We start from the raw sequence: 23,571 nt of genomic DNA on the forward strand, positions 1-23,571 counted from the left end.
TGGTGGTGAATAAACGGAAAAGAAAGAAAAAATCAGACGGAAAGAAACTGCTTGATGCGCGCCGTGTCGGTGCCGGCGCGGGTGCTTTCATGCACCAGCTGCCCGCCCTCGATGACAAACAGCCGGTCGGCCACGTCCATCGCGAAGCTCAGCACCTGCTCCGACACGACGATCGTGATTTCGCGCATCTTGCGGATCTCGTTGAGCGCGCGCGCGATGTCCTTGATGATGGAGGGCTGTATGCCCTCGGTCGGCTCGTCCAGCAGCAGCACCTTGGGGTTGGTCACCAGCGCGCGGGCAATCGCCAGCTGCTGCTGCTGGCCGCCCGAGAGGTTGCCGCCCTTGCGGCCGCGCATGTCGAAGAGCACCGGGAACAGTGCGTAGATCTCGTCCGGGATCTGCTTGTGTTTGGCGTTCTCCAGGCCCGTCAGGATGTTCTCCTGCACCGTCAGCGTCGGGAAGATCATGCGGCCCTGCGGCACATAGGCCACGCCTTTGGCCACGCGCTGGTAGCTTTCGTCCTTGGAGATGTCCAGGCCGTCGACTTCAATCGTGCCGGACTTGAGCGGCAGGATGCCGATCAGCGACTTGAACAGCGTGGTCTTGCCCATGCCGTTGCGGCCCATGATGGCCACGGTTTCGTTTTTCTTGGCCGAGAAGCTGATGCCGTGCAGCGCCTCGCTCTGGCCGTAGCTGACGTGGAGGTTGTTGACATTGAGCATGGGTGTTCTCCTTAGTGGCCCAGGTACACGTCGATCACGCGCGGGTCGGCCTGCACTTTTTCCATCGACCCCTCAGCCAGGATCTTTCCCTGGTGCATGACGGTCACCTTGTCGGCGATGCGTTTGACGAACTCCATGTCGTGCTCGATGACGATCATGGCGCGGCCCTTGCAGATGCGTTTGAGCAACTCGGCCGTCAGCTCGCGTTCACGCACGCTCATGCCGGCAATCGGTTCGTCCAGCATCAGCAGTTCCGGGTCCTGCATCAGCAGCATGCCTATCTCCAGCCACTGCTTCTGCCCGTGCGAGAGCAGGCCGGCTTCGGTGTCCACCTGGCCGTCCAGGCCGATCTCGGCCGCCACGGCCTGCACGCGGGCCTTGACTTCCTCGCTGCGCTTGAAGAACAGCGCGCCGAACACGCCGCGCCCGCGCGGGAAGGACACTTCCAGATTCTGGAACACGCTGAGGTTTTCGTAGATGGACGGCGTCTGGAACTTGCGGCCTATGCCGGAGCGCACGATCTGGTATTCGGGCAGCTTGGTCATCTCGGCGTTCTTGAACTTGATGCGGCCGTGGCTGGCGCGTGTCTTGCCGCAGATCAGGTCCAGCAGCGTGGTCTTGCCCGCGCCGTTGGGGCCTATGATCACGCGCAGCTCGTTCTGGTCGACGTAGAGGTTCAGGCTGTCGATGGCCTTGAAGCCGTCGAAGGACACCGTGAGGTCTTCGACCGACAGCACAAAGTCCTTGGGGGTCATGGCGGGAGCGATCATGGTGGCGTCCTTGGGTAGTTCAGGTCTGCTGGCCAGTCAAGCCGGCGGGCAGCGTGGGCGTTGCATGTGTCGTCACTGCCGGGGGCGCCATGGGAGGCGCGGCAGGCGGGGCAACTTTCTCCCGGCGGCTGAAGCGCCTGGCCAGCCAGGGCTTGACGCGCTGCGTGTAGACGCCGGCCAGGCCATCGGGGAAGGCCAGCACCACGCCCAGGAACATGCCGGCCATCAGGAACAGCCAGAGGTCGGGGAAGCTCTCGGAGAAATAGGTCTTGCCGAAGTTCACCAGCAGCGCGCCGTAGACCGCGCCCACCAGCGACATGCGCCCACCGACGGCGGCAAAGATCACCATCTCGATGGAGGGCACGATGCCGACCAGCGAGGGCGACATAAAACCCACCTGCAGGGTGAACATGGCACCGCCCACCGCCGACAGCATGGCCGCGAAGCAGAAGGCGAAGACCCGGAACATGGCCACGTCGTAGCCCGAGAAACGCACGCGGTCTTCCTTGTCGCGCATGGCCAGCAGCAGCGTGCCCAGCTTGCTCTTCTGGATCCAGGTGCACAGCACGATGGCACCCAATAGCAGGCCAACGGTGACAAAGTAGAGGATGTACTTGGCGCTGTCGGTGCGGGTGTCCCAGCCCAAGATGGTCTTGAGGTCGGTCATGCCGTTGACGCCGCCGGTGTAGCCCTGCTGGCCGATGATGAGCACCGTGAGGATCAGCGCCACGGCCTGCGTGATGATGGCGAAGTAGACGCCGCCCACACGCCGCTTGAACATGGCGTAGCCGATGATGAAGGCCAGCAGCGTGGGCACGACCAGGATCAGCAGCAAGGTCAGCGGGAAGGACTGGAAGGGCTTCCACCAGATCGGCAGCGCGGTGATCTGGTTCCAGTCCATGAAGTCGGGAATGCCGGGCGTGGACTGGATCTTGGTAGTGATGGGGTCGCTGGCTTCAAGTTTGAGGAACATCGCCATGCCGTAGCCGCCCAGGCCGAAGAACACGCCCTGGCCCAGGCTCAGCACGCCGCCGTAGCCCCACAGCATCACCAGGCCCAATGCAACGAAGGCATAACTCAGGTATTTGCCCACGAGGTTGAGGCGGAACAAATCCAGCGCGAGGGGAAAGGCCACCAGCAGCACCAGGGCCAGCAGGGCGACGTTGCCCAGGCCGTTGCGCACTATCCATTGCTTGAGGCTGTTCATGAAAAACTCCGGTTGTCTAGGAATGCTGTGGAAATAGGGCGAAAGCTCAGCGCCGTACCTTGGAAGCGAACAGCCCCTGCGGGCGCAGCATCAGGATGGTCACGATGGTCATCAGGGTCAGCACCTTGGCCATGGAGCCGGTCATGAAGAACTCGGCAATCGACTGGGTCTGCGCGATGCCAAAGGCCGAGACCACGGTGCCCAGCAGGCTGGCCGCGCCGCCGAAGGTGACGACCAGGAAGGCATCGACGATGTAAAGCGAGCCGCTGGTCGGGCCGGTGGAGCCAATCGTGGTGAAGGCCGCGCCGGCCACGCCGGCGATGCCGCAGCCGATGGCAAAGGTCAGGCGGTCGGTCTTTTTGGTGTTGATGCCGGTGGCATTGGCCATCACGCGGTTGGCGACCGTGGCGCGCACGCGCAGGCCCCAGCGCGACTTGTGCAGCGCGACCAGCACGCCGCAGGTCACCACCAGCGTGAGTGCCATCACGAACAGGCCGTTGATCGGAATGTCCAGGCCGGGCGCCGGCGCCCATGAGCCCATCAGCCATTCGGGCAGCGTGGGGCTCACTTCCTTGGCGCCGAAGGTGGTGCGGAAGATCTGCTGCATGCCCAGCGACAGGCCCCAGGTGGCCAGCAGCGTGTCCAGCGGGCGTTTGTAGAGGTGGCGTATGAAGGCCCATTCGGCCAGCCAGCCGGCGGCGAAGGCGAAGATAAAGGCGGCGGCGATGGCAAACGGAAAGTAGGCCTGCACAAAGCCGGGCGCATAGGTTTCCGACAGATGCGAAAACAGGTAGATGGTGTAAGCGCCTATGGTCATGAACTCGCCGTGCGCCATGTTGATGACGCCCATCTGGCCGAAGATGATGGCCAGGCCCAGGCCCATGAGCAGCAGCACGGAAAACAGGCTGAGCCCGGCAAAGCCTTGCATCAGGCCGATGTTGAGCATTTCGGAAAGGTTCATGGCGGAGCTCCGGTGCGGCGGGTCAATCAAAAAGGCAATACCTCAGTCAAGAAAGCCCCTGCCGGCTCATCCCGCCGCATGGCGGAGTGAACCGGTAGGGGCGCTCACACTTACTGGTAGCCCTTGGGGAAGGGATTGGGTTCGATCAAAGCCGGCGATTCGGCCACCACCTTGAACTGGCCGTCGGCTTGGGCCTGACCGATGCGGGCCTTGCTCCACAGGTGATGGTTTTCATGCAGCTTCACGTAGCCTTCGGGCGCGGTCTTGAGCTCGATGCCGGTGGAAGCCGCGGCGATCTTGTCCACGTCGAAGCTGCCGGCCTTTTCGACCGTGGCTTTCCACAGCCAGGGACCGAGGTAGCCGGCCTGCGTCACGTCGCCGATCACCGCATCCTTGCCGTACTTGGCTTTGAAGGCCGTCACGAAAGCCTTGTTGTTGGGGTTGTCCAGCGACTGGAAGTACTTCATGGAGGCGTAGAAGCCGTTCATGTTCTCGCCGCCTATGCCCAGCACCTCGTCTTCGGTCACCGAGATGGTCAGCAGGAACTGCTTGGCGGCGGTGACGCCTGCTGCTTTCAGCTGCTTGTAGAAGGCCACGTTGGAGCCGCCGACCACCGCGATGAAGATGCAGTCGGGTTTGGCGACCTTGATCTTGTTGATCAGCGAGTTGAAGTTGGTGTGGCCCAGCGGGTAGTACTCTTCACCGACGACCTTGCTGCCGGTGAGGTGGGCTTCGATGTGCTTGCGGCCTATCTTCATCGAGGTGCGCGGCCAGATGTAGTCGGAGCCGACCAGGAAGAAGGTCTTGGCTTTCTTTTCTTTCGAGGCCCAGTCCAGGCCGTAGAGGATTTGCTGCGTGGCTTCCTGGCCCGTGTAGATCACGTTCTTGCTCTGCTCCAGGCCTTCGTAAAAGGTCGGGTAGTAGAGCATGCCGTTTTCTTTTTCGAAGATGGGCAGCACGGCTTTGCGCGAGGCCGAGGTCCAGCAGCCGAACACGGCCGCGACCTTGTCGTTGACCAGCAGCTTCTTGGATTTTTCAGCGAAGGTCGGCCAGTCGGAGGCGCCGTCTTCCTTGATGACCTTGATCTTGCGGCCCAGTACGCCGCCCATGGCATTGATCTGGTCGATGGCCAGCTGCTCGGCCTGGATGGAGCCGGTCTCGGAAATCGCCATGGTGCCGGTGGCCGAGTGCAGCTGGCCCACGGTCACTTCGGTGTCGGTGACGGCCAGCTTGGTGGTGTTGACCTTGGCCGTGGGGAATTGCTGGGCTTGCGCCCAGCCGGGCAGGCCGGCCAGCGGCAGGGCCGCGGCGACGCCCTGCATGAGGCGGCGGCGGTTGATGAAGGAAGATGGGTCGCGATCGTCGTTGGACATGCTGGGCTCCTGCGGTTGGTGAAAAGGTGAACGGTTGAAGAGGTGAAGGCTTGCGTTGAAGTCAGGTGAATCATGTTCACAAGGGGCGCGCATCCCTATACGTCAATCAACGTAGCCACCCTTTTTGGTGCAACGGGCACACTTCTTGCGGAACGCTTTGGGTGCGTTGCCGCAGCCCTACGGCCGTTTGACGGAGACCGCCTTGACCATCGCCACCCAGAAAATTTTCCGTATTCGACGCGAGTACAACGCGTGGGTGGCCGACGAATCCATCGAGGACTACGCGCTGCGCTACACGCCGCGCGGCTTTCGCAAGTGGTCGGAGTGGCGCGTCGGCAACACGGCCTTCGGTGCCATGTCCTTCCTGGCGCTGGAGGCCATAGGCGGCGCCATCGCGCTCAACTACGGCTTCACCAACGCGCTGTGGGCCATCCTGGTGGTGGGGCTGATCACCTTCTTCACCGGCCTGCCCATCAGCTACTACGCGGCGCGTTACGGCGTCGACATGGACCTGCTGACGCGCGGCGCCGGCTTCGGCTACCTGGGCTCGACCATCACCTCGCTGATCTACGCGAGCTTCACCTTCATCTTCTTCGCGCTGGAGGCGGCCATCATGGCGCTGGCGCTGCAGATGTACCTCGACATCCCGATTGCCTGGTGTTACGTGATCAGCGCCGTGGTCATCGTGCCCATGGTGGTCCGCGGCATCACGCTGATCTCGCGCCTGCAGATGTGGACGCAGCCGCTGTGGGGCGTGCTGCTGCTCTTGCCCTACCTGGCGGTGCTCTGGAAGAACCCGCAGGCGTTTTCCGACTTCACGGGCCTCACCGGCCGCACCTCGGGCAGCAGCGAGTTCGACCCGCTCATGTTTGGTGCGGCGGCCACCGTGGCGTTCTCGCTTGTGGTGCAGATCGGCGAGCAGGTGGACTTTCTGCGCTTCCTGCCCGAGAAGACCCATGCGAATCGCCGGCGCTGGTGGGCCGCAGTGCTGATGGCCGGGCCGGGCTGGATAGTCCTGGGCATGCTGAAAATGCTGGGCGGTGCCTTCCTGGCCTTCCTGGTGCTGCAGCACGAGCTGCCGGCCGCCAAAGCGGTGGAACCCACGCAGATGTACCTGGCCGGCTTCGCCTACGTCTTCAGCGACCCGGCCTGGATCCTGGCCGCGACCGTGGTTTTTGTCGTGGTGTCGCAGCTCAAGATCAACCTGACCAATGCCTACGCCGGATCGCTGGCCTGGTCCAACTTCTTCGCGCGCCTCACGCACAGCCACCCGGGGCGCGTGGTGTGGCTGGTGTTCAACGTGGCGATTGCGCTGCTCTTGATGACGCTCGATGTTTTTTCAGCGCTCGAAAAAGTGCTGGGCCTCTACAGCAACGTGGCGATCGCCTGGGTGGGCGCGCTGGTGGCCGACCTCGTCATCAACAAGCCGCTGGGCCTGAGCCCGCCCGGTATCGAGTTCAAACGCGCGCATCTGTACGACATCAATCCTGTGGGCCTGGGCTCCATGCTGCTGGCGACGGTGGTGTCGGTGTTTGCCTATACCGGCGCCATGGGCCCCAAGGCCGAGGCTTTTTCGCCCTTTATCGCGCTGGGCATGGCGCTGGTGCTGTCGCCGCTGCTGGCCTGGCTGACCAGGGGGCGCTATTACGTCGCGCGCAAACCGCAGGCCATGGGCGTGCCGGGCCAGAGGGTGCGCTGCCACGTCTGCGAGAACGCCTTCGAGGCCGAAGACATGGCGAGCTGCCCGGCCTACGGCGCGCCTATCTGCTCTCTGTGCTGCACGCTGGAGTCGCGCTGCCATGACCGCTGCAAGACGCGCTCGCGCGCCGCCGAGCAGGCCGAGGAGTTTTTGAGCAAGCTGCTGCCGAGCGCGCTGTCCAGCCGCGTCAACTTTCGCGTCGGCCACTACATGGTGGTGATGCTCTCGCTGTGCGCGCTGCTGGCCACGGTGATGGGCATGGTCTACATGCAGGAGACCACTTTCCCGCCCTCGGGCGATCTCTCGGGCCTGCTGCGCTCGGCCTTTGTGAAGGTGTTCGCCATGCTGCTGCTGATCGTTGCGGTCTGCAGCTGGTGGGTGGTGCTGGGCAGCGAAAGCCGGCGCATGGCGCAGGACGAGTCCAACCGGCAGAACCAGCTGCTGTCGCGCGAGATCGAGGCGCACCAGCGCACCGACGCGGCGCTGCAGACCGCCAAGGAAGTGGCCGAATCGGCCAACCAGGCCAAGACGCGCTACGTGGCCGGCATGACGCATGAGTTGCGCACACCGCTCAACAGCATCCTGGGTTATTCGCAAATTTTGCTCAAGGGCGAGGCGCTGGCCAGCACGCCGCGCGAAGCCGTGCAAACCATACAGCGCAGCGGCGAGCACCTGCTGCAGCTCGTCGACGGCTTGCTGGACCTGGCGCGCATCGAGGCCGGCCGGCTGCGGCTGGAGCCGATTCCGGTGCCGCTGCCCGACTTCCTCGAAGGCCTGGTCAGTATGGTGCGGCCGCAGGCCGAGGCCAAGGGCGTGGATTTTTTCTACACCCACAGCGGCCGCATGCCGGCCTGGGTGCAGGCGGACGCCAAACGGCTGCGCCAGATCATCATCAACCTGCTGAGCAATGCGGTGATGTTCACCGACACGGGCAGCGTGAAGCTGCACGTGGACTGCCGGCGCGAGGTGATCCGCTTCGACGTGGTGGACACCGGCATCGGCATCGCGCCGCAGGACCAGCAGCGCATCTTCCTGCCCTTTGAGCGCGGCGCCGCGGGCCGCCGCCGCGGCGAGCCGGGCACCGGCCTGGGCCTGACCATCACGGGTCTCCTGACCGCGTTGATGGGCGGCGACCTGAGCCTGCAAAGCGAGCCCGACAAGGGCAGCACCTTCAGCGTGCGCCTGTACCTGCGCGAGATCGACGACCCCGGCCCGATGGCCGACCCGCCGCACCAGATCGCCGGCTTCTTCGGCAAGCGCCGCACGCTGCTGGTGGTCGACGACCAGCCGGTGCAGCGACAGATGCTGGCCGGCATGCTCACGCCGCTGGGTTTTGACGTGACGGAGGCGGCCAGCGGCCTGGAATGCATAGACAGCCTCAAGGACGGCGTGCCCGACGCCATCCTGCTGGACATCAGCATGGACGACCTGGACGGCTGGGAAACCGCGCTGCAGATACGCGGCCGGGGTTATGCCGGCGTGCCCATCATCGTGGTGTCGGCCAATGTGTTCGAGAACCAGGCCTCGCGCCTCAAGGCGGCTGGCTGCCAGGCCTTTGTTGGCAAGCCGGTGCTCGAATCCGAGCTGATGGACGCCTTGCAGCGCCACCTGGGGCTGGAGTGGGTGACCTCGGTGGTTTCGCCCGCGCCGCAGGCGGCCGGCCCGACGGGCGAGAGTTCGCTGGGCCTGCCCGAGGAGGCCCGCGCCGGGCTGATACGTCTGGTGAAGCTGGGCCATGTGCACGGCCTGCATCGCCTGCTGGACCGCGTCGCGGCCGAGGACCCGGCGCTGGCTGCCAGCTGCGCGCGGCTGCGCGGCTTTGTGAGCCGCTGCGAGCTGGAGCTGTTGCTCGATCACTTGACGGAGGGCGTCGATGCTTGAGTCCACCGAGGAGCAACGGCCTGTGGTGCTGGTAGTGGACGACGCCCCCAGCAGCCTGGGCATGCTCTGCGACACGCTGGAAGGCGAGGGCTACACCGTGCTGGTGGCGCGCGACGGAGATTCGGCCCTGCAGCGCCTGGAGCTGGTCGCGCCCGACGCCATCCTGCTGGACGCCGTCATGCCCGGCCTCTCGGGCTTTGACACCTGCCGGCAGATCAAGGCCAACCCCGTGATGGCGCACATCCCGGTGATCTTCATGACGGGCCTGTCGGAGACACCGCATGTGCTCGAAGGTTTTGCCTGCGGCGGTGTCGATTACGTCGTCAAGCCGCTGCGCGCGCAGGAGGTGGTGGCGCGGCTGCACACCCACACGCGCAATGCGCGCATGACGCGGCTGGCGCGCGAGGCCGTGGACGTGGCCGGCTTCGGCGTGGTGCTGGTCGATGCGCGCGGGCGCGTCGCCTGGCGTTCACCCCAGGCCGCCTTGTGGCTGCAAGGCGCCGCGGGCGGGGCGCAGCCCGGGCGCCTGCCCGACGCGGTGTATGCCGCACTGGAGGACGGCAGCGACGAGGTGCTGCTGGCCCTGGCCGGCGTGCAGCTGTCGGTGCGCAACATGGGCCGTGTCGGCATCGGCGAAACCATGCTGCTGCTCGAGCAGCGCGGCGCGAATGCCGCCTCACCCTCGCGCCTGGCCAATGCCGCGCTGACGCCGCGCGAAACCGAGGTGCTCTCCTGGCTGGCCAAGGGCAAAACCAACCGTGACATCGGCGACATCCTGGGCATGAGCCACCGCACGGTGAACAAGCACCTGGAGCACATCTTTGAAAAGCTCGGCGTCGAGACCCGGGCGGCGGCCGCGGCGCTGGCCACCGGGCATGTGTTTTGAGTGTTTTTTCATGGTGGGCGGGTGCTGGCTGCTCCTGAATCCATAGCGAGAGGGCACCCCAATCCGGGCGGCCGTCCGGCTTGCCTACAATCGGGGAACAGTGAGGAGTTCCCCCGAATGAGCATCAAGAGCGACAAATGGATACGCCGCATGGCGGAAACCACCGGCATGATCGAGCCCTTCGAGCCCGGCCAGATACGCGCCGCCGCCGGCGGCCAGAAGATCATCAGCTACGGCACCAGCAGCTACGGCTACGACATCCGCTGCGCGCCCGAGTTCAAGGTCTTCACCAACATCCACAGCACCGTGGTGGACCCGAAGAACTTCGACGAGAAAAGTTTCGTCGACTTCCACGGCGACAGCTGCATCATCCCGCCCAACAGCTTCGCGCTGGCCCGCACCGTCGAATACTTCCGCATCCCGCGCAACGTGCTGACGATCTGCCTGGGCAAAAGCACGTACGCCCGCTGCGGCATCATCGTCAACGTCACGCCCTTTGAGCCCGAGTGGGAAGGCTACGTGACGCTGGAGTTCTCCAATACCACGCCGCTGCCCGCCAAGATTTACGCCGGTGAAGGCTGCGCCCAGGTGCTGTTCTTCGAGAGCGACAAGGACGACGTCTGCGAAGTCAGCTACAAGGACCGCGGCGGCAAGTACCAGGGACAGGTGGGCGTGACGCTGCCCAAGGCCTGAGCCTGAGTGGGTTCTGGTCGAAAAAAAGCCTGTTTTTCGCGTGACGAGATGTGATACAAAGATTCAACTTGCCGCGAGGATTTAATCTATGCGCCCATCGACAGCACTGCACACTCACCGTGAAGCCATTCGCGCTATCGCTTTGCGCCATCGGGTGACCAACGTGCGCGTGTTTGGCTCGGTCGTGCATGGTGATGACATTGAGGGTAGTGATCTTGACATTCTGGTAGAGCCGACGGCAGAGACCACCATGATGGACATTGCCAAAATTCAGTTTGAACTGGGGCAGTTACTCAGCGTTGCGGTGGATGTGCTCACGCCCAGGGGTTTGCCTGCAAAGTTCCGTTCTCAAGTGATTGCCGAGGCTCAGCCACTGTGAGCAAAACAGACGCTCTGCGGGCTATGGACTATCTGGCTCACATTGTGGAAGCCATAGACCGCATTGACCGCTATGTGGACGGTGTGACGGAGTCGTCCTTTCTCTCGGATGAAAAGACGCAAGATGCCGTAGTGCGCAACTTCGAAGTTTTGGGTGAGGCTGCCAACAATATTGAAAAGCTGCACCCGGCTTATGCCAAAGAACACGCCGACGTACCCTGGGCCGTGATGTACACCATGCGCAACCGGGTGGCGCATGGCTATTTCAAGGTTGACTACGAGTTGGTGTGGAAGACCATTTGTGCTGATTTGCCGGAATTGCGCGCGCAGGTGGCCGCACTACTGGACGCCTCAAAAAATTGAGGGCCGGACTCGGCCTTCGCCCCGGCCCCGCAGTCCACCTTACTTGACCAGCAACACCGGCGTATCGCTCTCAGCGACCACCCGCTGCGCCACGCTGCCGATCAGCGCGCGGCTCAGCAAACCCTGGCCGTGCGTGCCCATGACGATCAGGTGCGCTTTCTCGCGTTTGGCGGCGCGCAGGATTTCGGCGGTGGGTGAGCCGACCACGGCGACGGTCTTGAACGCCATCTTGTGGCGCTTGAGGAAGCGCTCTATGGGTGCCAGCACCTTTTGCGATTCTTCGGCGTGGTAGGCGGCGACGTTGGCGGCACCCAGCATGCTTTTGACTCGGCCGGGGACCGGCGCCTGCACGTTGACCACCACAACCTCACCTTCGGCGCCGGCGAGGTCTTCATGGTTGACCAGGAAGGCCAGGGCTTTTTTGGTGTACTTGCTGCCATCGGCAGCGAACAGAATCTTCATGCTTTTATCTCCGGTTTGAACGGGACAGCGTAACACCGACGCCGCCATTGCGGTGTAGGTGAGCGCCTGCTTGCCCGGCCCGCTCAGGCCAGCGCCGTGCGCGCGGCGGCCAGGTCCCAGCCGGCCCAGCCGCAGCTTTTGAACAGCACCGGCCCATCGGGTTTTTTCATGTCCTGGCGTATCACCTCGCCCAGGCTGGCGAAGCGGGCCACGTCCAGGCCGGCCTGCAGCAGGTCGCCGGCCTCATGCACGGCGTCGGGGGTGTCGACCAGCACGCTGCCCTGCGCCGCGACGTACTGGCACAGCGCCGCGCTCAGTTCCACCATGGCCGGCGTGTAGGCGCCGACGGCGCTGATGAAACCGTCGTCGCGCGGCAGGGCGCTGAGCACCACGCCGCCGGCGGGCGTACAGGTGGCGGCCAGCGGGCAGTCGGCCAGCGCCGCGTCGGCGTCGGGCACGACGCGGCCGTTCAGGCCCAGCGATTGCGCATGCTGCGCCAGGGCCTGGGCGCTGGCGTGGCTGCGCGAGGTGATGCGGAATTCGCGTACGCCCAGACCTTGGGCAAAAGCTTCGAGGTGGGCCACGCCCTGCACGCCGGCGCCCACGATCAGCATGGGCCCGCGCGTGTTGGGCGCCAGCCGCTGGGCGGCCAGCAGCGAGACGGCGGCGGTACGCCTGGCGGTGACGGTGGGGCCGTCCAGCATCAGCCGGCGACGGCCGCTGGCCACGTCGAACACCACCACGTCGCCCTGGATGACCGGCAGGCCGGTGCCGGTATTGGCGGGGGTCAGGGTGATGAGCTTGGCGATCGCGGTGCGGGCGTCCAGCGCCGGCATCACGAAGAGGCTTCCGCCGCCGGGCAGGGCCTGCACCACCCGCTGCGGCACCTGTACCGACTCGTCCTTGAGCAGGCGTATGAGTTCGGTGACCAGCAGCGGGTAGGGTAGCCGCGCGGCGGTCTGTCCGGCGTCCAGCGAGGTGGGATACGGGTGGAGCGTCATGCCTGCGATGGTAAGCGGGATGGCCCGCAAAGTGGTGGATGGACTGGCGCCTCGGCCGAATGTCACGAAAGGTTTTTATCCTACAGCGCGACGGGCAAGGCGCCGAATGGACTATTGCAATGCCGCCCTAGGATGGTGTAACCACCGGGAGGGTTGCCATGTTTTCTGACCACTTGCGAAAAATCGACGAGATGCCTTACAAGACGATGCTGGGGATAGCGGCGGGTCTTGTCATTCTTTGCCAGCTGGCCGCCATGGCCTTTGTGGCCGATTCGCAGGTCGCCAAAGCCAAGCTGCGCGACGAGCAGCGGCGGGCGGAACTCGTGGCGATCGCGCATTGCATGGAAACCAGCGCCGGCGTCGCGCGCCAAAACTGCATCCAGCAGGCCCGCACCGTCGTTCCTGCCTCACCACAGCCGGCGGTCGACAGCGCGCCCAAGGCGCCGGCCTATGCCGATGCGTCCGCCTCCGCGGGCAGCGCGATGCCGGCCCGCCCGGTGCGTACGCCGCAGGGCTTTATGGCCGCATCCTTCGCCGTCCGCTAGCGTTGGCTGTTGTCAGGCCCGCGTAGGGCCTCGGCGGTTAGCATTCACTCACGATGCAACCGTCACGTCCTCTTTCACGCCTGTACCAGCCGCGCAACCCGCTGTTCTGGCTGATGCTTACGCTCAACAGCCTGTCGCCGCTGCTGGCCTGGGTGGTGCATAACCGTCCGCTGAACGCCTGGGCCACGCTGCTGCTCACCGGCTTCGCCGTGGGCAATGCCATCCTTGGTACTTTTTTGCTGTGGCGGCTGCTGCGCGACGACCCTGCCGTGCCCGCGCGCGACGGTAAAACCGGCCCGGACGCTAGCTGACGGTTCCCGCGCCTTTGGCGATGTCATGCGTCGTTGACAGCGCCGTTGCCAGGGCGAGCCGCAGCCCGCGTACCGTCTCCTCGAGCGGCAGGCTGGGCGCGCCCTGTTCGGGCACATAAGGCACATGGATGAATCCGCCGCGTGTGCGCTTGAAACCGCGCTTCGTGGCCAGCGCATGCATGAGCCCATAAAACACGTGGTTGCAGACAAAGGTGCCCGCGGTCTGCGACACCTCGGCCGCCACACCCGCCGCCTGCAGCGCCTGCAGCATGGCCTTGATCGGCAGGCTGCTGAAATAGGCCGCCGGCCCGTCCGGCGCCACCGGCGTGTCGACAGGCTGGCCGCCGGCGTTGTCGGGAATGCGGGCGTCGTTGACGTTGATGGCGACGCGCTCCAGCGAGATCGCGCCGCGCCCGCCGGCCTGGCCGACGCAGATCACCAGCGCCGGCTTGTGCAGCTGAAGCAGCCGCACGAGTTCTGCGATGGAGTCCTGAAATACGGTGGGCAGTTGCGCCGCCACCACGAGGTGGCCGCCTATGCGCTTGCCGCCCAGCGCCTTCACCGCCATCCAGCTGGGGTTGAGGGGCTGGCTGCTGTGCCCGGTATCGCCAAAGGGATCGAAGCCGGTCAGCAGGACCCGGGGAAGTGAAGAGGCGGAGGATGCGGGCATGCGCCATTGTGAAGGCGGCGGCGTTTTGGCTACCATGGCCCCCATGAATACCCCCGCATCCGATCCCGACCTTTCCGCGCTGGTCGCCGACCTGACGCGCGCGCGCCTTGAAGCCCAGCCGCTGCCCTGGCCCGCCGCCGTGCCGGCCGACGTGCCGCTGGCCTATGCCGCCGCGCTGGCCGTGCGCGCCGCGCGAAGTGCCCAGGGCGACAGCCCGGTCGGCTACAAGGTCGGCTTTACCAACCGCACCATCTGGCCGCGCTACGAGGTCTATGGCCCTATCTGGGGCACGGTATGGCGCAGCAGCCTGGCGCATGTCGATGCCGCTGGTCCCAACGAAGGCGTGCTGTCGCTCAAGGGCCTGTGCGAGCCGCGCATAGAACCCGAGGTGGTGTTCGGCCTGCGCGAAGCGCCGCCGCCCGATTGTTCGGCGGAGCAGCTGGTGGCGGCCGTTGACTGGGTCGCGCACGGCTATGAAATCGTGCACACGCATTTCCCGGGCTGGAAGTTCAGCGCCGCGCAAGCTGTGGCCGACGGCGGGTTGCACGGCCGGCTGCTGGTGGGCCATGCCGTGAAGCTGCCGGCCGGCACGGCGCCCGAGGCGCTGATCGCATCGCTTGCCCGCCTGAAGCTCAGGCTTTACGGCGACGGCGTGCTCAAGGACGAGGGTGTGGGTGCCAATGTGCTGGACGGCCCGGTGCAGGCGCTGCTGCATTTTGTGCGGGAGCTGCGCGCCACGCCGGACGCGCCGGCTTTGCGGGCCGGCGACGTCATCACCACCGGCACGCTGACCGATGCCTGGCCGGTGCAGGCAGGGCAGACCTGGCATACCGAAATCGAAGCGTCCGGGCCGGTCGCCGGCGCGCTCAAGGGGCTGGCGGTCCGGTTCGAATAGCCGGGACCTTATTTTTTGATCACGGCGCCGGTTTCGCTGTCGAACTTCACGACGCGCACCTGGCCGTTCTGGCCGGGGAAGTCGTCGAACACTGCGCGCACCAGGTAGGGCACCACCAGCGGCAGGTCGCCGCTGCCGCCTTCGTAGACGGCGCGTGATTCAAACACCGTGCGCGGCGGCTTGCCGGGCGGCGTGCCCTGGGTGTCGAGCAGCCGCAGGCGCAGGCTGTTGGTGTACACCGTCATGCTGACCGGCCGGTCGCCCACGTAGCGCGGCCCGAAGGGGTCGGGCACCCAGCCGCCGCCGTAGAGGCGGCCCGCGGCGTCGCGGTAGGGCGGCAGGAACACCATGTTGTCCTGGTAAATCGGCTGCATCCAGGTTTTTTCCTCGCTGCGGCTGCTGGCCGCCACGTCGACCTGCAGCCGCCCGGCCTGGCCTTCAGCCGCGCGCTTGAGGCCGCGTTTTTCGAGCTCGGCCTGCACATACCCTTCGTAGGTGGCTTGTTCCAGCTGCCGCGTGGTGTCCACCGGCGTGATGTAGCTGAAGGTGCTGCCCACCGCGTCGGCGGGCCACTGGTTGAAGCTGGTGACGCGCGTCGTGATGGGGCTGGCGCAGGCCGTGAGCAGCATGGCCAGCAGCAGCGCCAGGGCCAGGCGCGGCGAACGGAACAACACGGACAACACGGCGCCGGCGCTGCGCCGCGGGCCGTGGCTTGCGGGCGAGGGGTGGGTCAAAATGTTCATGAGGAGTGGATACACCAGGGTTCAATTTTGTTCCGCCGCGCAGCGCCGCTCAAGTAAAGTCGGCGCATGCGCTGACACGCGCCCGGGGCCCGGGATGGGGTCTCGGCCGGCAGGGTCAGGCAAGTATTGCACGGCACAAGGGGGACAGCATGAAATGGGAAGGCAATCGCGAATCCGACAACGTGGAAGACCGGCGCGATGACGGCGGCGGCGGAGGCGGCGGTTTTGGCTTCGGCGGCCGCAGCATAGGCATAGGCACCATCGTGGTGGCGCTGGTCGGCGGCTGGATTTTCGGCATCAACCCGCTGACCATCCTGGGGCTGCTCAGCGGCGGCGGGCCGCCGGCCCAGGTGCAGCAGCAGGGCCCGGCCCACAAGCCGCCGGCTGACGACCGCATGGCGAAATTTGTCTCCACCGTGCTGGCCGACACCGAGGACGTCTGGACCGAGGTCTTCGCCAAGGGCGGCGGCACTTACCAGAAACCCCGGCTGGTGCTGTTCCGCGGCGCCACGCAGACCGCCTGCGGCCAGGGCCAGGCCGCCATGGGGCCGTTTTACTGCCCAGGTGACCAGAAGGTTTACATCGACCTCGGTTTTTACGAAACCCTGCGCAGCCGCCTGGGCGCGCCCGGCGACTTCGCCCAGGCCTACGTGATCGCGCACGAGGTGGGCCATCACGTGCAGAACCTGCTGGGCATCAGCGCCAAGATGGACCAGATGCGCGGCCGCGTCAGCAGGGCCGAGTACAACGCCCTGAGCGTGCGGCTGGAGTTGCAGGCCGACTGCTTTGCCGGCGTCTGGGCGCACAACGCGCAGAACGCCCGCCAGATCCTGGAGCAGGGCGACGTCGAGGAAGCCATGAACGCGGCCGCCAAAATCGGCGACGACGCCCTGCAGCGGGCCGGCGGCGGCGCGGTGGTGCCCGAAAGCTTCACCCACGGCACCAGTGCCCAGCGCCAGCGCTGGTTCGACACCGGCTTTAAGACCGGCAGCGTCAAGGCCTGCGACACCTTCAGCGCCCGGAATTTATAGCCTGAACGGTGCTTTCCTTTGCTGGTGGTCTTGTGGTGCTATAAACTTCATAGCGATTGGCGGCCAAAACCGGCCTCGGCGGCCGGCGCGGAATAGCCATGGCGCCCTCAAGGGCCGGCAAAACCGGCCAATTCGCCCAAAGTGCGACAATAGCGGGCTGAGGAAGCTCTGCACAAAGCCTTGCCCCGCGGTCCAGACCGCGCGGGACCCGGGCGGTCTGCGGCGTTACCTTTCCCGCCAATGGCTGTGCTGTTGGCTTGCAATACGCGCCTTGGCAATCCCATCCCCGACCGCGCGCTACTACCGCAACAGTTACCCGCTAGTGTTAGGCAGAGCTTTCTTATGACATCCTCTTTTTCCAATCTTTCGCTGGCCGAACCGCTGGCCCGCGCCGTCGCCGAGATGGGCTACGAAACCATGACCCCCATCCAGGAACAGGCCATCCCGGTCGTCCTGCAGGGTAAAGACGTCATGGGCGCCGCGCAGACCGGCACCGGCAAGACGGCAGCCTTCGCCTTGCCGCTGCTGCAGCGCATGATGAAGCACGAGAACCCCTCCACCTCGCCCGCCCGCCACCCGGTGCGCGCGCTGGTGCTGCTGCCCACGCGCGAACTCGCGGTGCAGGTGGCCCAGCAGGTCGAGCTCTACGCCAAATACACCAACCTGCGCAGCACCGTGGTGTTCGGCGGCATGGACATGAAGCCGCAGACGGCCGAGCTCAAAAAAGGCGTGGAAGTGCTGGTGGCCACGCCCGGCCGCCTGCTGGACCACATCGAAGCCAAGAACGCGGTGCTCAACCAGGTCGAATACGTGGTGCTCGACGAGGCCGACCGCATGCTGGACATCGGCTTCCTGCCCGACCTGCAGCGCATCCTGAGCTACCTGCCCAAGCAGCGCATCACCTTGCTGTTCTCGGCCACCTTCTCGCCTGAAATCAAGCGCCTGGCCTCCAGCTACCTGCAGGACCCGGTCACCATCGAAGTGGCGCGTTCCAATGCCACGGCTTCCACCGTCGAGCAGCACTTCTACAGCGTGGGCGCCGACGACAAGCGCCGCGCGCTGCACCAGATCCTGAAAGAACGCGGCATGAAGCAGGCCTTCGTGTTCGTCAACAGCAAACTGGGCTGCGCACGCCTGGCCCGCTCGCTGGAGCGCGAGGGCCTCAAGACCACCGCGCTGCACGGCGACAAAAGCCAGGACGAGCGTCTCAAGGCGCTGGACGCCTTCAAGAAAGGCGAAGTCGACCTGCTGGTCTGCACCGATGTGGCCGCGCGCGGCCTCGACATCAAGGACGTGCCGGCGGTGTTCAACTTCGACGTGCCCTTCAATGCCGAAGACTATGTGCACCGCATCGGCCGCACCGGCCGCGCCGGCGCCTCCGGCCTGGCCGTGAGCTTTGTGGCGCCCAGCGACCAGCGTCTGGTGGCCGACATTGAGAAACTGATCAAAACCAAGATAGAACTCGAGCCCATCGAGTTTGAAGAGAACAGCCCACGTGCCAGTGACGGCCGCATCAACGACGGCCGCCGCATGTACCGCGAAAACGAGGACGGCGGCAGCCCGCGCGAGGCCCGCCCCCCGCGCGAGCGCCGCGAATACACGCCGCACCGCCAGCCGGCCGCGCAGCGCGACCCCTTCTTCGACCAGCCCTACGAAGCCACGGCCGCACCCGAAGCCCAGCCCGCCTGGGAAGCCGCCGCCAAGGCCGCGCCCGCGCGCAGCGGCGTGTCGGCCAACATCAAGCCCAAGAAAAAAGTCGCGGCGCTGTTCAAGAACCAGTCCACGGTCTAAACCGCCGGTTAAATACCTACCGCCCCGGGCGCCGTCGGTTCACGCCTACGGCTGATAGCGGGGCTGTCCGGTGCGGGGTGCGCACCCCGGCTTTTACGCTGTCCGCATGATGGCGAAACCCGATCCGCAGCTGAAGCCTTCACCCCAGCCTTCGCCTTTACCGGTCTTGGGGCTTCCCGCGCTTTTCGCCCCCTTCCTGAGAATCTTTCGCCCCTTGAGGCGCGCCGTCGACCACTGGGTTGACGCCGGCGGCATGCGCATGAGCGCGGCCATGTCTTTCTACGGCATCCTGAGCCTGGCGCCGCTGCTGGTCCTGCTGGTTGCCGTGCTGGGCTGGTGGCTGGACCGCGCCTACCTTGAGACCAGCCTCGTCGACCAGATCCGCAGCGTCATCGGCGCGCAGGGCGCCCAGGTGGTGCAGCAGGCGCTGTCCAGCGCGCAGGCGCCTTCGGAGGGCATCACGGCCTCGCTGCTGGCGTTTGCGCTGCTGCTGTTCGGCGCCACCGGCGTCTTCGTGGAACTGCAGGACGCGTTTGAGCGACTGTGGCGCCAAGGCAGCGGCGAGGTGCCGCAGCAGAAGTGGTGGCACGGTGCTTCGGTGCGCCTGCGCGGGGTGGCCTACATCCTGGCCTTTGGTTTCCTGTTGCTGGTCTCGCTGGTGATCTCGACCTTCCTGGGCCTGCTCTCGGGCTGGGCCGGCAGCTACCTGCCGATCGAAAAAGTCGCCTGGGTCCTCAACGAGGTCGTGTCTTTCGGTTTTTGTGTGCTGCTGTTTGTGGCGCTCATGAGAATCAGCGTGGGCCCCAAGCCTTCTTTACGCTATCTGGTGATGGGTGCCGCCGCGGGGGCCATCCTGTTTGCGGTCGGCAAGCACCTGATGGCTTTTTACCTCTCGACCGCCGCCGTGGTGTCGGCTTATGGCGCGGCCGGCTCGCTGGTGGTGATCCTGATGTGGATCTACTTCTCGTCGGCCGTGCTGCTGCTGTCCGCCAGCGTGGCGCGCGCCTGGGCAGACGAAGCGCGTGAGCCGCCGCCGGTTTCAGCCTGATTTGCCGGGTTTTTGCGCCTGTTCGCAGGGCACGGCGACCAGTTCAAAGCTGCCGGCCCGCACCCCCAGTTTGGCCGCCGTAAGGCAGCCGCCCCAGACACAACCGGTGTCCAGCGGCAGGGTGTTCTTATGCAAGCGCGGCGCGCCGCCGTCCTTGGCCAGCGTGGACCAGTGGCCAAAGGCCAGCGGTGTGCCGGCGGTTTGGCGCCCCGGCACGTCAAACCACGGCAGGTAGCCGGCAGGCGCATCGTCGGCGCCTTCGGTGCTGCCGAATTCCATCACCCCTTCGGGCGTGCAAAAGCGCAGGCGCGTGAGCGCGTTCACCACCACGCGCAGCCGGTCGGCGCCCTGCAGGCTGTCGTCCCAGTGGTCCGGGGTGTTGCCGTACATGGCGCTGAAGAAGCCCTTGAGGTCGCCGCTTCGCAGCACCTGTTCGACTTCAGCCGCCAGTGCCATGGTCTGCGCCACCGTCCACTGCGGCAGCACGCCCGCGTGCACCATCAGCCAGCCGTGGCGGTGCAAGGCCATGGCGCGGTGGCGCAGCCAGTCGAGCAGCGTCTCGCTGTCTTTGGCCTGCAGGATGTCCTGCACCGTGTCCTTGCGGCCCGGGGGGCGTGCGCCCTGCCACAGGGCGAGCAGGTGCAGGTCGTGGTTGCCCAGCAGGCACTGCGCCGCGTCGCCCAGGGCCGCCAGGCGGCGCAGCACCTTGAGCGAGTCGGGGCCGCGGTTGACGAGGTCGCCCAGGACGTAGAGCGTGTCGCGGCTGGGCGAGAAATCGATCTTGTCCAGCAGCCGCCCCAGGGGTGCGTCGCAACCCTGCAGGTCGCCGATACAGTACATTGACATGTGTTTATTTTGCGCCAGGCCTTTCCTAATCTATGGACTTTTTGCTGATTGCTTTTTTGACGCTGCTCAACGGCGTTTTTGCCATGTCGGAGATGGCCCTCGCCTCCAGCCGCAAGGCCAGGCTCACGGCCATGGGGGAATCCGGCGACAAGGGCGCGCAGGCGGCCCTGGGCCTGCTCGACAACCCCACGCAGTTCCTTTCCTCGGTGCAGGTCGGCATCACCTCCATCGGCATGCTCAACGGCATTATTGGCGAGGCGGCCTTCAGCAGCGGCCTGGCGACCTGGATCCAGACCTTCGGCGTGCGGCCGCGTGTCTCCGAGATCACCGCCACCGCCCTGGTGGTGACCATCATCACCTTCATCACCATCGTCTTCGGCGAGCTGGTACCCAAGCGCATAGGCCAGCTCTACCCCGAAACCGTCGCGCGCCTGGTGTCGCGGCCCATGATGTGGGTGGCCACCGGCTTCAAGCCCTTTGTGCGGCTGCTGTCCATCAGCACGCAGGCGGTGCTCAAGCTGCTGCGCATCGACAACACGGCCGGCCGGGCCGTGACCGAGGAGGAAATCGCCGCCAGCCTGGAGGAGGGCGTGGACGCCGGCCTGATTGAAGAGCATGAGCACCAGATGGTGCAGAACGTGTTCCTGCTCGACGACCGGCTGCTCACCTCGCTGATGCTGCCGCGCTCCGACATCGAATGGCTGGACGCCTCCGACACCGTGGCCCAGGCCATCGACAAGGCCGGCGCCACCGGCCATTCCTGGTACCCGGTGTGCCGCGGCAGCCTGGACGACGTGGTCGGCGTGGTCAACGTGGCCAAGCTGCTCGCGTTGCGCGGCCAGATCCAGCCCGTCGCGCCAGGCAAGGGCCAGAGCCCGGGCGCCGTGCCCTCGGTGACCGACCGCATTGGCGCGTACGCGGTGCCGGCGGTGTTCGTGCCGGAAACGCTGACCGGCATGGAGCTGCTGGAGCAGTTCCGGGCGCGTTCCACCCGCATCGTGTTTGTGGTCGACGAATACGGCGTGGTGCAGGGCCTGATGACGCCCATGGACATGCTGGAGGCCATCACCGGCGAACTGCAGCCCGGCGCCCAGGTGGACGCCTGGGCCACCGAGCGCGAGGACGGCAGCTGGCTGATCGACGGCGTCATGCCCGTGGCCGAACTCAAGGCCAGGCTGGACATCAAGGAACTGCCCGAAGAAGGCAAGGGCCGCTACAACACGGTCGCGGGCCTGCTGCAAAGCGTCTCGGGCCGGCTGCTCAAAACGGCGGAGGCCGTCGAATGCGCGGGCTGGCGTTTTGAGGTGCTGGACCTGGACGGCAAGCGCATCGACAAGGTGCTGGCCAGCCCGGCGCCTGAAGCTGCCGAGTTGTAATTGTTTGTTCTTCGTTTCGTGGCGGTTCCGAGACTTTTAGGGGCCGTTATGTGACTTAAGTCGTGTTTTAAGCCGTGGTGTTCATCAATGAGACGCTGCAACAACACCGGTACACGTAAACGGTTGTAACTTGAGTGGGCTCTGTTTTAAACTGAAAAAAAGTTTAAGGCACCCATGTTTGATGTTTTTGTGTTGGCGCTGACGGCCACGACCTTGTCGGGTATGGCCACGGGAGCGGCCTGCCACCATGGCTGGCTGGCGCGCGCCGCGCGCAAGAAACGCCGCATTCCCGCGCAATGGCATCTGCAGGCCCGGCCCCTGCTGCTCGATGCCGAGCAGGAAGTCTGGCACTGGCTGCAGCGCGCGTTTTTCGACCACCACGTGGTGGTCAAGGTCCCCGTCATCCGTTTTGTCTCGCCGCGCAATGAGGCCGAAGGCCAGCGCTCCTACGAACTGCTCAAGAACGTGTACTGCAGCTTCACGGTCTGCGCCGCCGACGGCACCGTCATCGGCTGCCTCGACGTGCCCGGCCCACAGGGCCTGAAGGCCAGCAACCGCGACCTCAAGCGCAAACTGTTCGCTGAATGCGGCGTCGCCTACGCCGTGGTGCGTGCCAGCAACCTGCCGACGCTGGAGGACGTGCGCGCCGCCTTCCTCGGTGAAATCGACCTGTCGGACGACGAACCGTCCTTCCCGGCCGTGCTCGGCGAGCCACCCATGGCCTTGCCGGTGGACGCGGAAGCCGACGCCCTGGCCACCGTGCCCGACACCATGCGCGCGGCCGACGGCGGCGCCCTGGTCGCCGATGCGCAGCAGGTGGAACAGGCGGCGCACGTCGACATGGCCGCCATGGCCGCCGCCCGCAGCAGCCTGCGGGCCAAGCTGGAGCGCAACCGCAAGATCCGCTTCACCAACTTTGACCCGCTCAGCACCGGCTCCGGCATCGTGCACGACGAGGCCGACCACCAGTTCGCGGCCCCCTGGGAAGATTCCTTTATCACGCCCGACGACATCCCGCAGGACGGCGCCAAGCCCTGAGCCGCCCACACAACCCCGCCGGCCTTGTTGCGCCGCCTGGCCCGCGTATAGTGGCCGGATGGCTTCGATCGCACAACAGTCACGACAGGGCAAGCGGCGGCTGCTGGCGCTTGCCAGGCTCCTGGTGCTGCTGCCGGCCCTGGTTTTGCCGGGCACCGGCTTGTGGGCTGCCGACATCCACGTCATGACGTCCGGCGGCTTCACCGCCGCCTATAACGAACTGGTCCCCGACTTCGAACGCGCCACCGGGCACAAGGTCATCACGTCCTACGGCGCATCGATGGGCAACGCGCCCGATGCCATTCCCAGCCGGCTGGCGCGCAAGGAGCGCGCCGACGTCGTGATCCTGGCGGCGCCGGCGTTGGATGCGCTGGCCGGCGAGGGCAAGGTGGTGGCCGGCAGCCGGGTGGACCTGGTGCGCTCATTGATCGGCATGGCCGTGCGCGCCGGCGCGCCCAAGCCCGACATCGGCAGCGTCGATGCGCTCAGGCGCACCCTGCTGGAGGCAAAGTCCATCGCCTACTCGGCCAGCGCCAGCGGCGTCTATATCTCCACCGAATTGTTCCAGCGCCTGGGCATTGCCGACCAGGTCGCCGGCAAAAGCCGCCGCATCCTCAGCGAGCGGGTCGGCACGGTGGTGGCCCGCGGCGAGGCCGAACTGGGCTTTCAGCAGGTCAGCGAGCTGCTGCCGATTGCGGGCATTGACTACGTCGGGCCCTTGCCCGCCGAGGTGCAGCGCGTCACGGTGTTTTCAGCCGGCATCGCGGCCGATGCCACGGAGCCCGAGGCGGCGCGCGCGCTGATCCGCTTTTTCACCACCGCGGCGGCCGCGCCCGTGATCCGCAAAACCGGCCTGGAGCCCATCACGCAACCTTGATGCG

At 65.8% G+C, this 23,571-nt stretch carries 24 protein-coding genes; 14 read left to right on the top strand and 10 right to left on the bottom strand.

Features of this window, described 5'->3' with window-relative positions:
* Positions 1-32: 32 nt before the first annotated feature.
* The 5 genes from urtE to urtA all read right to left on the bottom strand — a co-directional run bounded on the left by urtE (position 33) and on the right by urtA (position 5,033).
* Entirely contained in the window at positions 33-722 is a 690-nt protein-coding gene (urtE, locus tag ACSQ27_RS23945) for an urea ABC transporter ATP-binding subunit UrtE (RefSeq protein ID WP_436157998.1), read from the bottom strand.
* An 11-nt stretch (positions 723-733) separates the two neighbouring features.
* Positions 734-1,477, bottom strand: a complete 744-nt coding sequence (urtD, locus tag ACSQ27_RS23950; RefSeq protein WP_436158030.1) for an urea ABC transporter ATP-binding protein UrtD — start codon at positions 1,475-1,477, stop codon at positions 734-736.
* A gap of 34 nt (positions 1,478-1,511) precedes the next feature.
* Positions 1,512-2,699: an urea ABC transporter permease subunit UrtC gene (urtC, locus tag ACSQ27_RS23955; protein ID WP_436157999.1), complete on the bottom strand. Its 1,188-nt coding sequence runs from the start codon at positions 2,697-2,699 to the stop codon at positions 1,512-1,514.
* Between the two features lie 46 nt (positions 2,700-2,745).
* Positions 2,746-3,660: an urea ABC transporter permease subunit UrtB gene (urtB, locus tag ACSQ27_RS23960; protein WP_436158000.1), complete on the bottom strand. Its 915-nt coding sequence runs from the start codon at positions 3,658-3,660 to the stop codon at positions 2,746-2,748.
* A 110-nt stretch (positions 3,661-3,770) separates the two neighbouring features.
* Entirely contained in the window at positions 3,771-5,033 is a 1,263-nt protein-coding gene (gene urtA, locus ACSQ27_RS23965) for an urea ABC transporter substrate-binding protein (protein ID WP_436158001.1), read from the bottom strand.
* Between the two features lie 202 nt (positions 5,034-5,235).
* Here urtA and ACSQ27_RS23970 point away from each other — a divergent pair, with 202 nt between their 5' ends.
* The 5 genes from ACSQ27_RS23970 to ACSQ27_RS23990 all read left to right on the top strand — a co-directional run bounded on the left by ACSQ27_RS23970 (position 5,236) and on the right by ACSQ27_RS23990 (position 10,933).
* A complete protein-coding gene (locus ACSQ27_RS23970) occupies positions 5,236-8,613 on the top strand; it encodes a hybrid sensor histidine kinase/response regulator (protein ID WP_436158002.1) in 3,378 nt (1,125 codons plus the stop codon).
* A complete protein-coding gene (locus tag ACSQ27_RS23975; protein WP_436158003.1) occupies positions 8,606-9,499 on the top strand; it encodes a response regulator in 894 nt (297 codons plus the stop codon). The genes ACSQ27_RS23970 and ACSQ27_RS23975 overlap by 8 nt, the downstream gene beginning before the upstream one ends.
* Positions 9,500-9,616: 117 nt before the next feature.
* Positions 9,617-10,192 carry a dCTP deaminase gene (dcd, locus tag ACSQ27_RS23980; protein ID WP_436158004.1) on the top strand — a complete coding sequence of 192 codons (576 nt, stop codon included), beginning with the start codon at positions 9,617-9,619 and terminating at the stop codon, positions 10,190-10,192.
* An 88-nt stretch (positions 10,193-10,280) separates the two neighbouring features.
* Positions 10,281-10,571 (top strand): nucleotidyltransferase family protein, encoded by a 291-nt coding sequence (locus ACSQ27_RS23985; RefSeq protein WP_436158005.1) that lies wholly within the window; start codon positions 10,281-10,283, stop codon positions 10,569-10,571.
* Complete coding sequence (locus ACSQ27_RS23990; RefSeq protein WP_436158006.1) at positions 10,568-10,933, top strand: HepT-like ribonuclease domain-containing protein; 366 nt, start codon at positions 10,568-10,570, stop codon at positions 10,931-10,933. Before ACSQ27_RS23985 ends, ACSQ27_RS23990 begins: the two co-directional genes overlap by 4 nt.
* A gap of 39 nt (positions 10,934-10,972) precedes the next feature.
* Here ACSQ27_RS23990 and ACSQ27_RS23995 read toward each other — a convergent pair whose 3' ends face one another.
* Both ACSQ27_RS23995 and ACSQ27_RS24000 read right to left on the bottom strand, forming a co-directional pair.
* Positions 10,973-11,395, bottom strand: a complete 423-nt coding sequence (locus ACSQ27_RS23995) for a universal stress protein (RefSeq protein ID WP_436158007.1) — start codon at positions 11,393-11,395, stop codon at positions 10,973-10,975.
* An 83-nt stretch (positions 11,396-11,478) separates the two neighbouring features.
* Complete coding sequence (locus ACSQ27_RS24000) at positions 11,479-12,396, bottom strand: delta(1)-pyrroline-2-carboxylate reductase family protein (protein WP_436158008.1); 918 nt, start codon at positions 12,394-12,396, stop codon at positions 11,479-11,481.
* Between the two features lie 158 nt (positions 12,397-12,554).
* On the opposite strand from ACSQ27_RS24000, the gene ACSQ27_RS24005 reads away from it, so the two are divergent.
* Positions 12,555-12,941, top strand: a complete 387-nt coding sequence (locus ACSQ27_RS24005; RefSeq protein ID WP_436158009.1) for a hypothetical protein — start codon at positions 12,555-12,557, stop codon at positions 12,939-12,941.
* A gap of 53 nt (positions 12,942-12,994) precedes the next feature.
* A complete protein-coding gene (locus ACSQ27_RS24010) occupies positions 12,995-13,252 on the top strand; it encodes a hypothetical protein (protein WP_436158010.1) in 258 nt (85 codons plus the stop codon).
* Here ACSQ27_RS24010 and pcp read toward each other — a convergent pair.
* Positions 13,245-13,922, bottom strand: a complete 678-nt coding sequence (gene pcp / locus ACSQ27_RS24015; RefSeq protein WP_436158011.1) for a pyroglutamyl-peptidase I — start codon at positions 13,920-13,922, stop codon at positions 13,245-13,247. The two genes, ACSQ27_RS24010 and pcp, sit on opposite strands and share 8 nt — an antisense overlap.
* A gap of 43 nt (positions 13,923-13,965) precedes the next feature.
* Here pcp and ACSQ27_RS24020 point away from each other — a divergent pair, with 43 nt between their 5' ends.
* A complete protein-coding gene (locus tag ACSQ27_RS24020) occupies positions 13,966-14,817 on the top strand; it encodes a 2-keto-4-pentenoate hydratase (protein WP_436158012.1) in 852 nt (283 codons plus the stop codon).
* Between the two features lie 8 nt (positions 14,818-14,825).
* Here ACSQ27_RS24020 and ACSQ27_RS24025 read toward each other — a convergent pair whose 3' ends face one another.
* A complete protein-coding gene (locus ACSQ27_RS24025; RefSeq protein ID WP_436158013.1) occupies positions 14,826-15,560 on the bottom strand; it encodes a DUF4136 domain-containing protein in 735 nt (244 codons plus the stop codon).
* A gap of 149 nt (positions 15,561-15,709) precedes the next feature.
* Between ACSQ27_RS24025 and ypfJ the strand changes: the two genes are divergently transcribed.
* The 3 genes from ypfJ (at position 15,710) to ACSQ27_RS24040 (ending at position 19,430) form a co-directional block, all read left to right on the top strand.
* Positions 15,710-16,591, top strand: a complete 882-nt coding sequence (gene ypfJ / locus ACSQ27_RS24030; protein WP_436158014.1) for a KPN_02809 family neutral zinc metallopeptidase — start codon at positions 15,710-15,712, stop codon at positions 16,589-16,591.
* Positions 16,592-16,933: 342 nt separating this feature from the next.
* Positions 16,934-18,382: a DEAD/DEAH box helicase gene (locus ACSQ27_RS24035; protein WP_436158015.1), complete on the top strand. Its 1,449-nt coding sequence runs from the start codon at positions 16,934-16,936 to the stop codon at positions 18,380-18,382.
* A gap of 109 nt (positions 18,383-18,491) precedes the next feature.
* Entirely contained in the window at positions 18,492-19,430 is a 939-nt protein-coding gene (locus tag ACSQ27_RS24040) for a YihY/virulence factor BrkB family protein (protein ID WP_436158031.1), read from the top strand.
* Here ACSQ27_RS24040 and ACSQ27_RS24045 read toward each other — a convergent pair.
* Positions 19,422-20,276 (bottom strand): symmetrical bis(5'-nucleosyl)-tetraphosphatase, encoded by an 855-nt coding sequence (locus ACSQ27_RS24045; RefSeq protein WP_436158016.1) that lies wholly within the window; start codon positions 20,274-20,276, stop codon positions 19,422-19,424. The two genes, ACSQ27_RS24040 and ACSQ27_RS24045, sit on opposite strands and share 9 nt — an antisense overlap.
* 32 nt (positions 20,277-20,308) lie before the next feature.
* On the opposite strand from ACSQ27_RS24045, the gene ACSQ27_RS24050 reads away from it, so the two are divergent.
* The 3 genes from ACSQ27_RS24050 to ACSQ27_RS24060 all read left to right on the top strand — a co-directional run bounded on the left by ACSQ27_RS24050 (position 20,309) and on the right by ACSQ27_RS24060 (position 23,567).
* Positions 20,309-21,652: a hemolysin family protein gene (locus ACSQ27_RS24050; RefSeq protein ID WP_436158017.1), complete on the top strand. Its 1,344-nt coding sequence runs from the start codon at positions 20,309-20,311 to the stop codon at positions 21,650-21,652.
* A 174-nt stretch (positions 21,653-21,826) separates the two neighbouring features.
* On the top strand, positions 21,827-22,690 hold the full coding sequence (locus ACSQ27_RS24055; RefSeq protein WP_436158018.1) for a DUF2726 domain-containing protein: 864 nt from the start codon (positions 21,827-21,829) through the stop codon (positions 22,688-22,690).
* A 58-nt stretch (positions 22,691-22,748) separates the two neighbouring features.
* The gene (locus ACSQ27_RS24060) at positions 22,749-23,567 is read left to right on the top strand and encodes a substrate-binding domain-containing protein (protein WP_436158019.1); all 819 of its coding nucleotides are present in this window, start codon (positions 22,749-22,751) and stop codon (positions 23,565-23,567) included.
* Positions 23,568-23,571: the final 4 nt, after the last annotated feature.

The organism is Polaromonas sp. LjRoot131, from assembly GCF_964252805.1.
Taxonomy (GTDB): Bacteria; Pseudomonadota; Gammaproteobacteria; order Burkholderiales; family Burkholderiaceae_C; genus Polaromonas.

Bases quoted from the DNA above. Each gene is read 5' to 3' on its own strand.
- ACSQ27_RS24010 (WP_436158010.1), top strand. From the start codon at position 12,995: ATGCAACCGTCACGTCCTCTTTCACGCCTGTACCAGCCGCGCAACCCG.
- ypfJ (WP_436158014.1), top strand. From the start codon at position 15,710: ATGAAATGGGAAGGCAATCGCGAATCCGACAACGTGGAAGACCGGCGC.
- ACSQ27_RS24000 (WP_436158008.1), bottom strand. From the start codon at position 12,396: ATGACGCTCCACCCGTATCCCACCTCGCTGGACGCCGGACAGACCGCC.
- ACSQ27_RS24035 (WP_436158015.1), top strand. From the start codon at position 16,934: ATGACATCCTCTTTTTCCAATCTTTCGCTGGCCGAACCGCTGGCCCGC.
- urtE (WP_436157998.1), bottom strand. From the start codon at position 722: ATGCTCAATGTCAACAACCTCCACGTCAGCTACGGCCAGAGCGAGGCG.
- ACSQ27_RS24055 (WP_436158018.1), top strand. From the start codon at position 21,827: ATGTTTGATGTTTTTGTGTTGGCGCTGACGGCCACGACCTTGTCGGGT.
- urtA (WP_436158001.1), bottom strand. From the start codon at position 5,033: ATGTCCAACGACGATCGCGACCCATCTTCCTTCATCAACCGCCGCCGC.
- ACSQ27_RS24040 (WP_436158031.1), top strand. From the start codon at position 18,492: ATGGCGAAACCCGATCCGCAGCTGAAGCCTTCACCCCAGCCTTCGCCT.
- ACSQ27_RS24025 (WP_436158013.1), bottom strand. From the start codon at position 15,560: ATGAACATTTTGACCCACCCCTCGCCCGCAAGCCACGGCCCGCGGCGC.
- dcd (WP_436158004.1), top strand. From the start codon at position 9,617: ATGAGCATCAAGAGCGACAAATGGATACGCCGCATGGCGGAAACCACC.
- urtC (WP_436157999.1), bottom strand. From the start codon at position 2,699: ATGAACAGCCTCAAGCAATGGATAGTGCGCAACGGCCTGGGCAACGTC.
- pcp (WP_436158011.1), bottom strand. From the start codon at position 13,922: ATGCCCGCATCCTCCGCCTCTTCACTTCCCCGGGTCCTGCTGACCGGC.
- ACSQ27_RS24060 (WP_436158019.1), top strand. From the start codon at position 22,749: ATGGCTTCGATCGCACAACAGTCACGACAGGGCAAGCGGCGGCTGCTG.
- ACSQ27_RS23995 (WP_436158007.1), bottom strand. From the start codon at position 11,395: ATGAAGATTCTGTTCGCTGCCGATGGCAGCAAGTACACCAAAAAAGCC.
- ACSQ27_RS23975 (WP_436158003.1), top strand. From the start codon at position 8,606: ATGCTTGAGTCCACCGAGGAGCAACGGCCTGTGGTGCTGGTAGTGGAC.
- urtD (WP_436158030.1), bottom strand. From the start codon at position 1,477: ATGACCCCCAAGGACTTTGTGCTGTCGGTCGAAGACCTCACGGTGTCC.
- ACSQ27_RS24020 (WP_436158012.1), top strand. From the start codon at position 13,966: ATGAATACCCCCGCATCCGATCCCGACCTTTCCGCGCTGGTCGCCGAC.
- ACSQ27_RS24045 (WP_436158016.1), bottom strand. From the start codon at position 20,276: ATGTCAATGTACTGTATCGGCGACCTGCAGGGTTGCGACGCACCCCTG.
- ACSQ27_RS24050 (WP_436158017.1), top strand. From the start codon at position 20,309: ATGGACTTTTTGCTGATTGCTTTTTTGACGCTGCTCAACGGCGTTTTT.
- ACSQ27_RS23985 (WP_436158005.1), top strand. From the start codon at position 10,281: ATGCGCCCATCGACAGCACTGCACACTCACCGTGAAGCCATTCGCGCT.
- ACSQ27_RS24005 (WP_436158009.1), top strand. From the start codon at position 12,555: ATGTTTTCTGACCACTTGCGAAAAATCGACGAGATGCCTTACAAGACG.
- urtB (WP_436158000.1), bottom strand. From the start codon at position 3,660: ATGAACCTTTCCGAAATGCTCAACATCGGCCTGATGCAAGGCTTTGCC.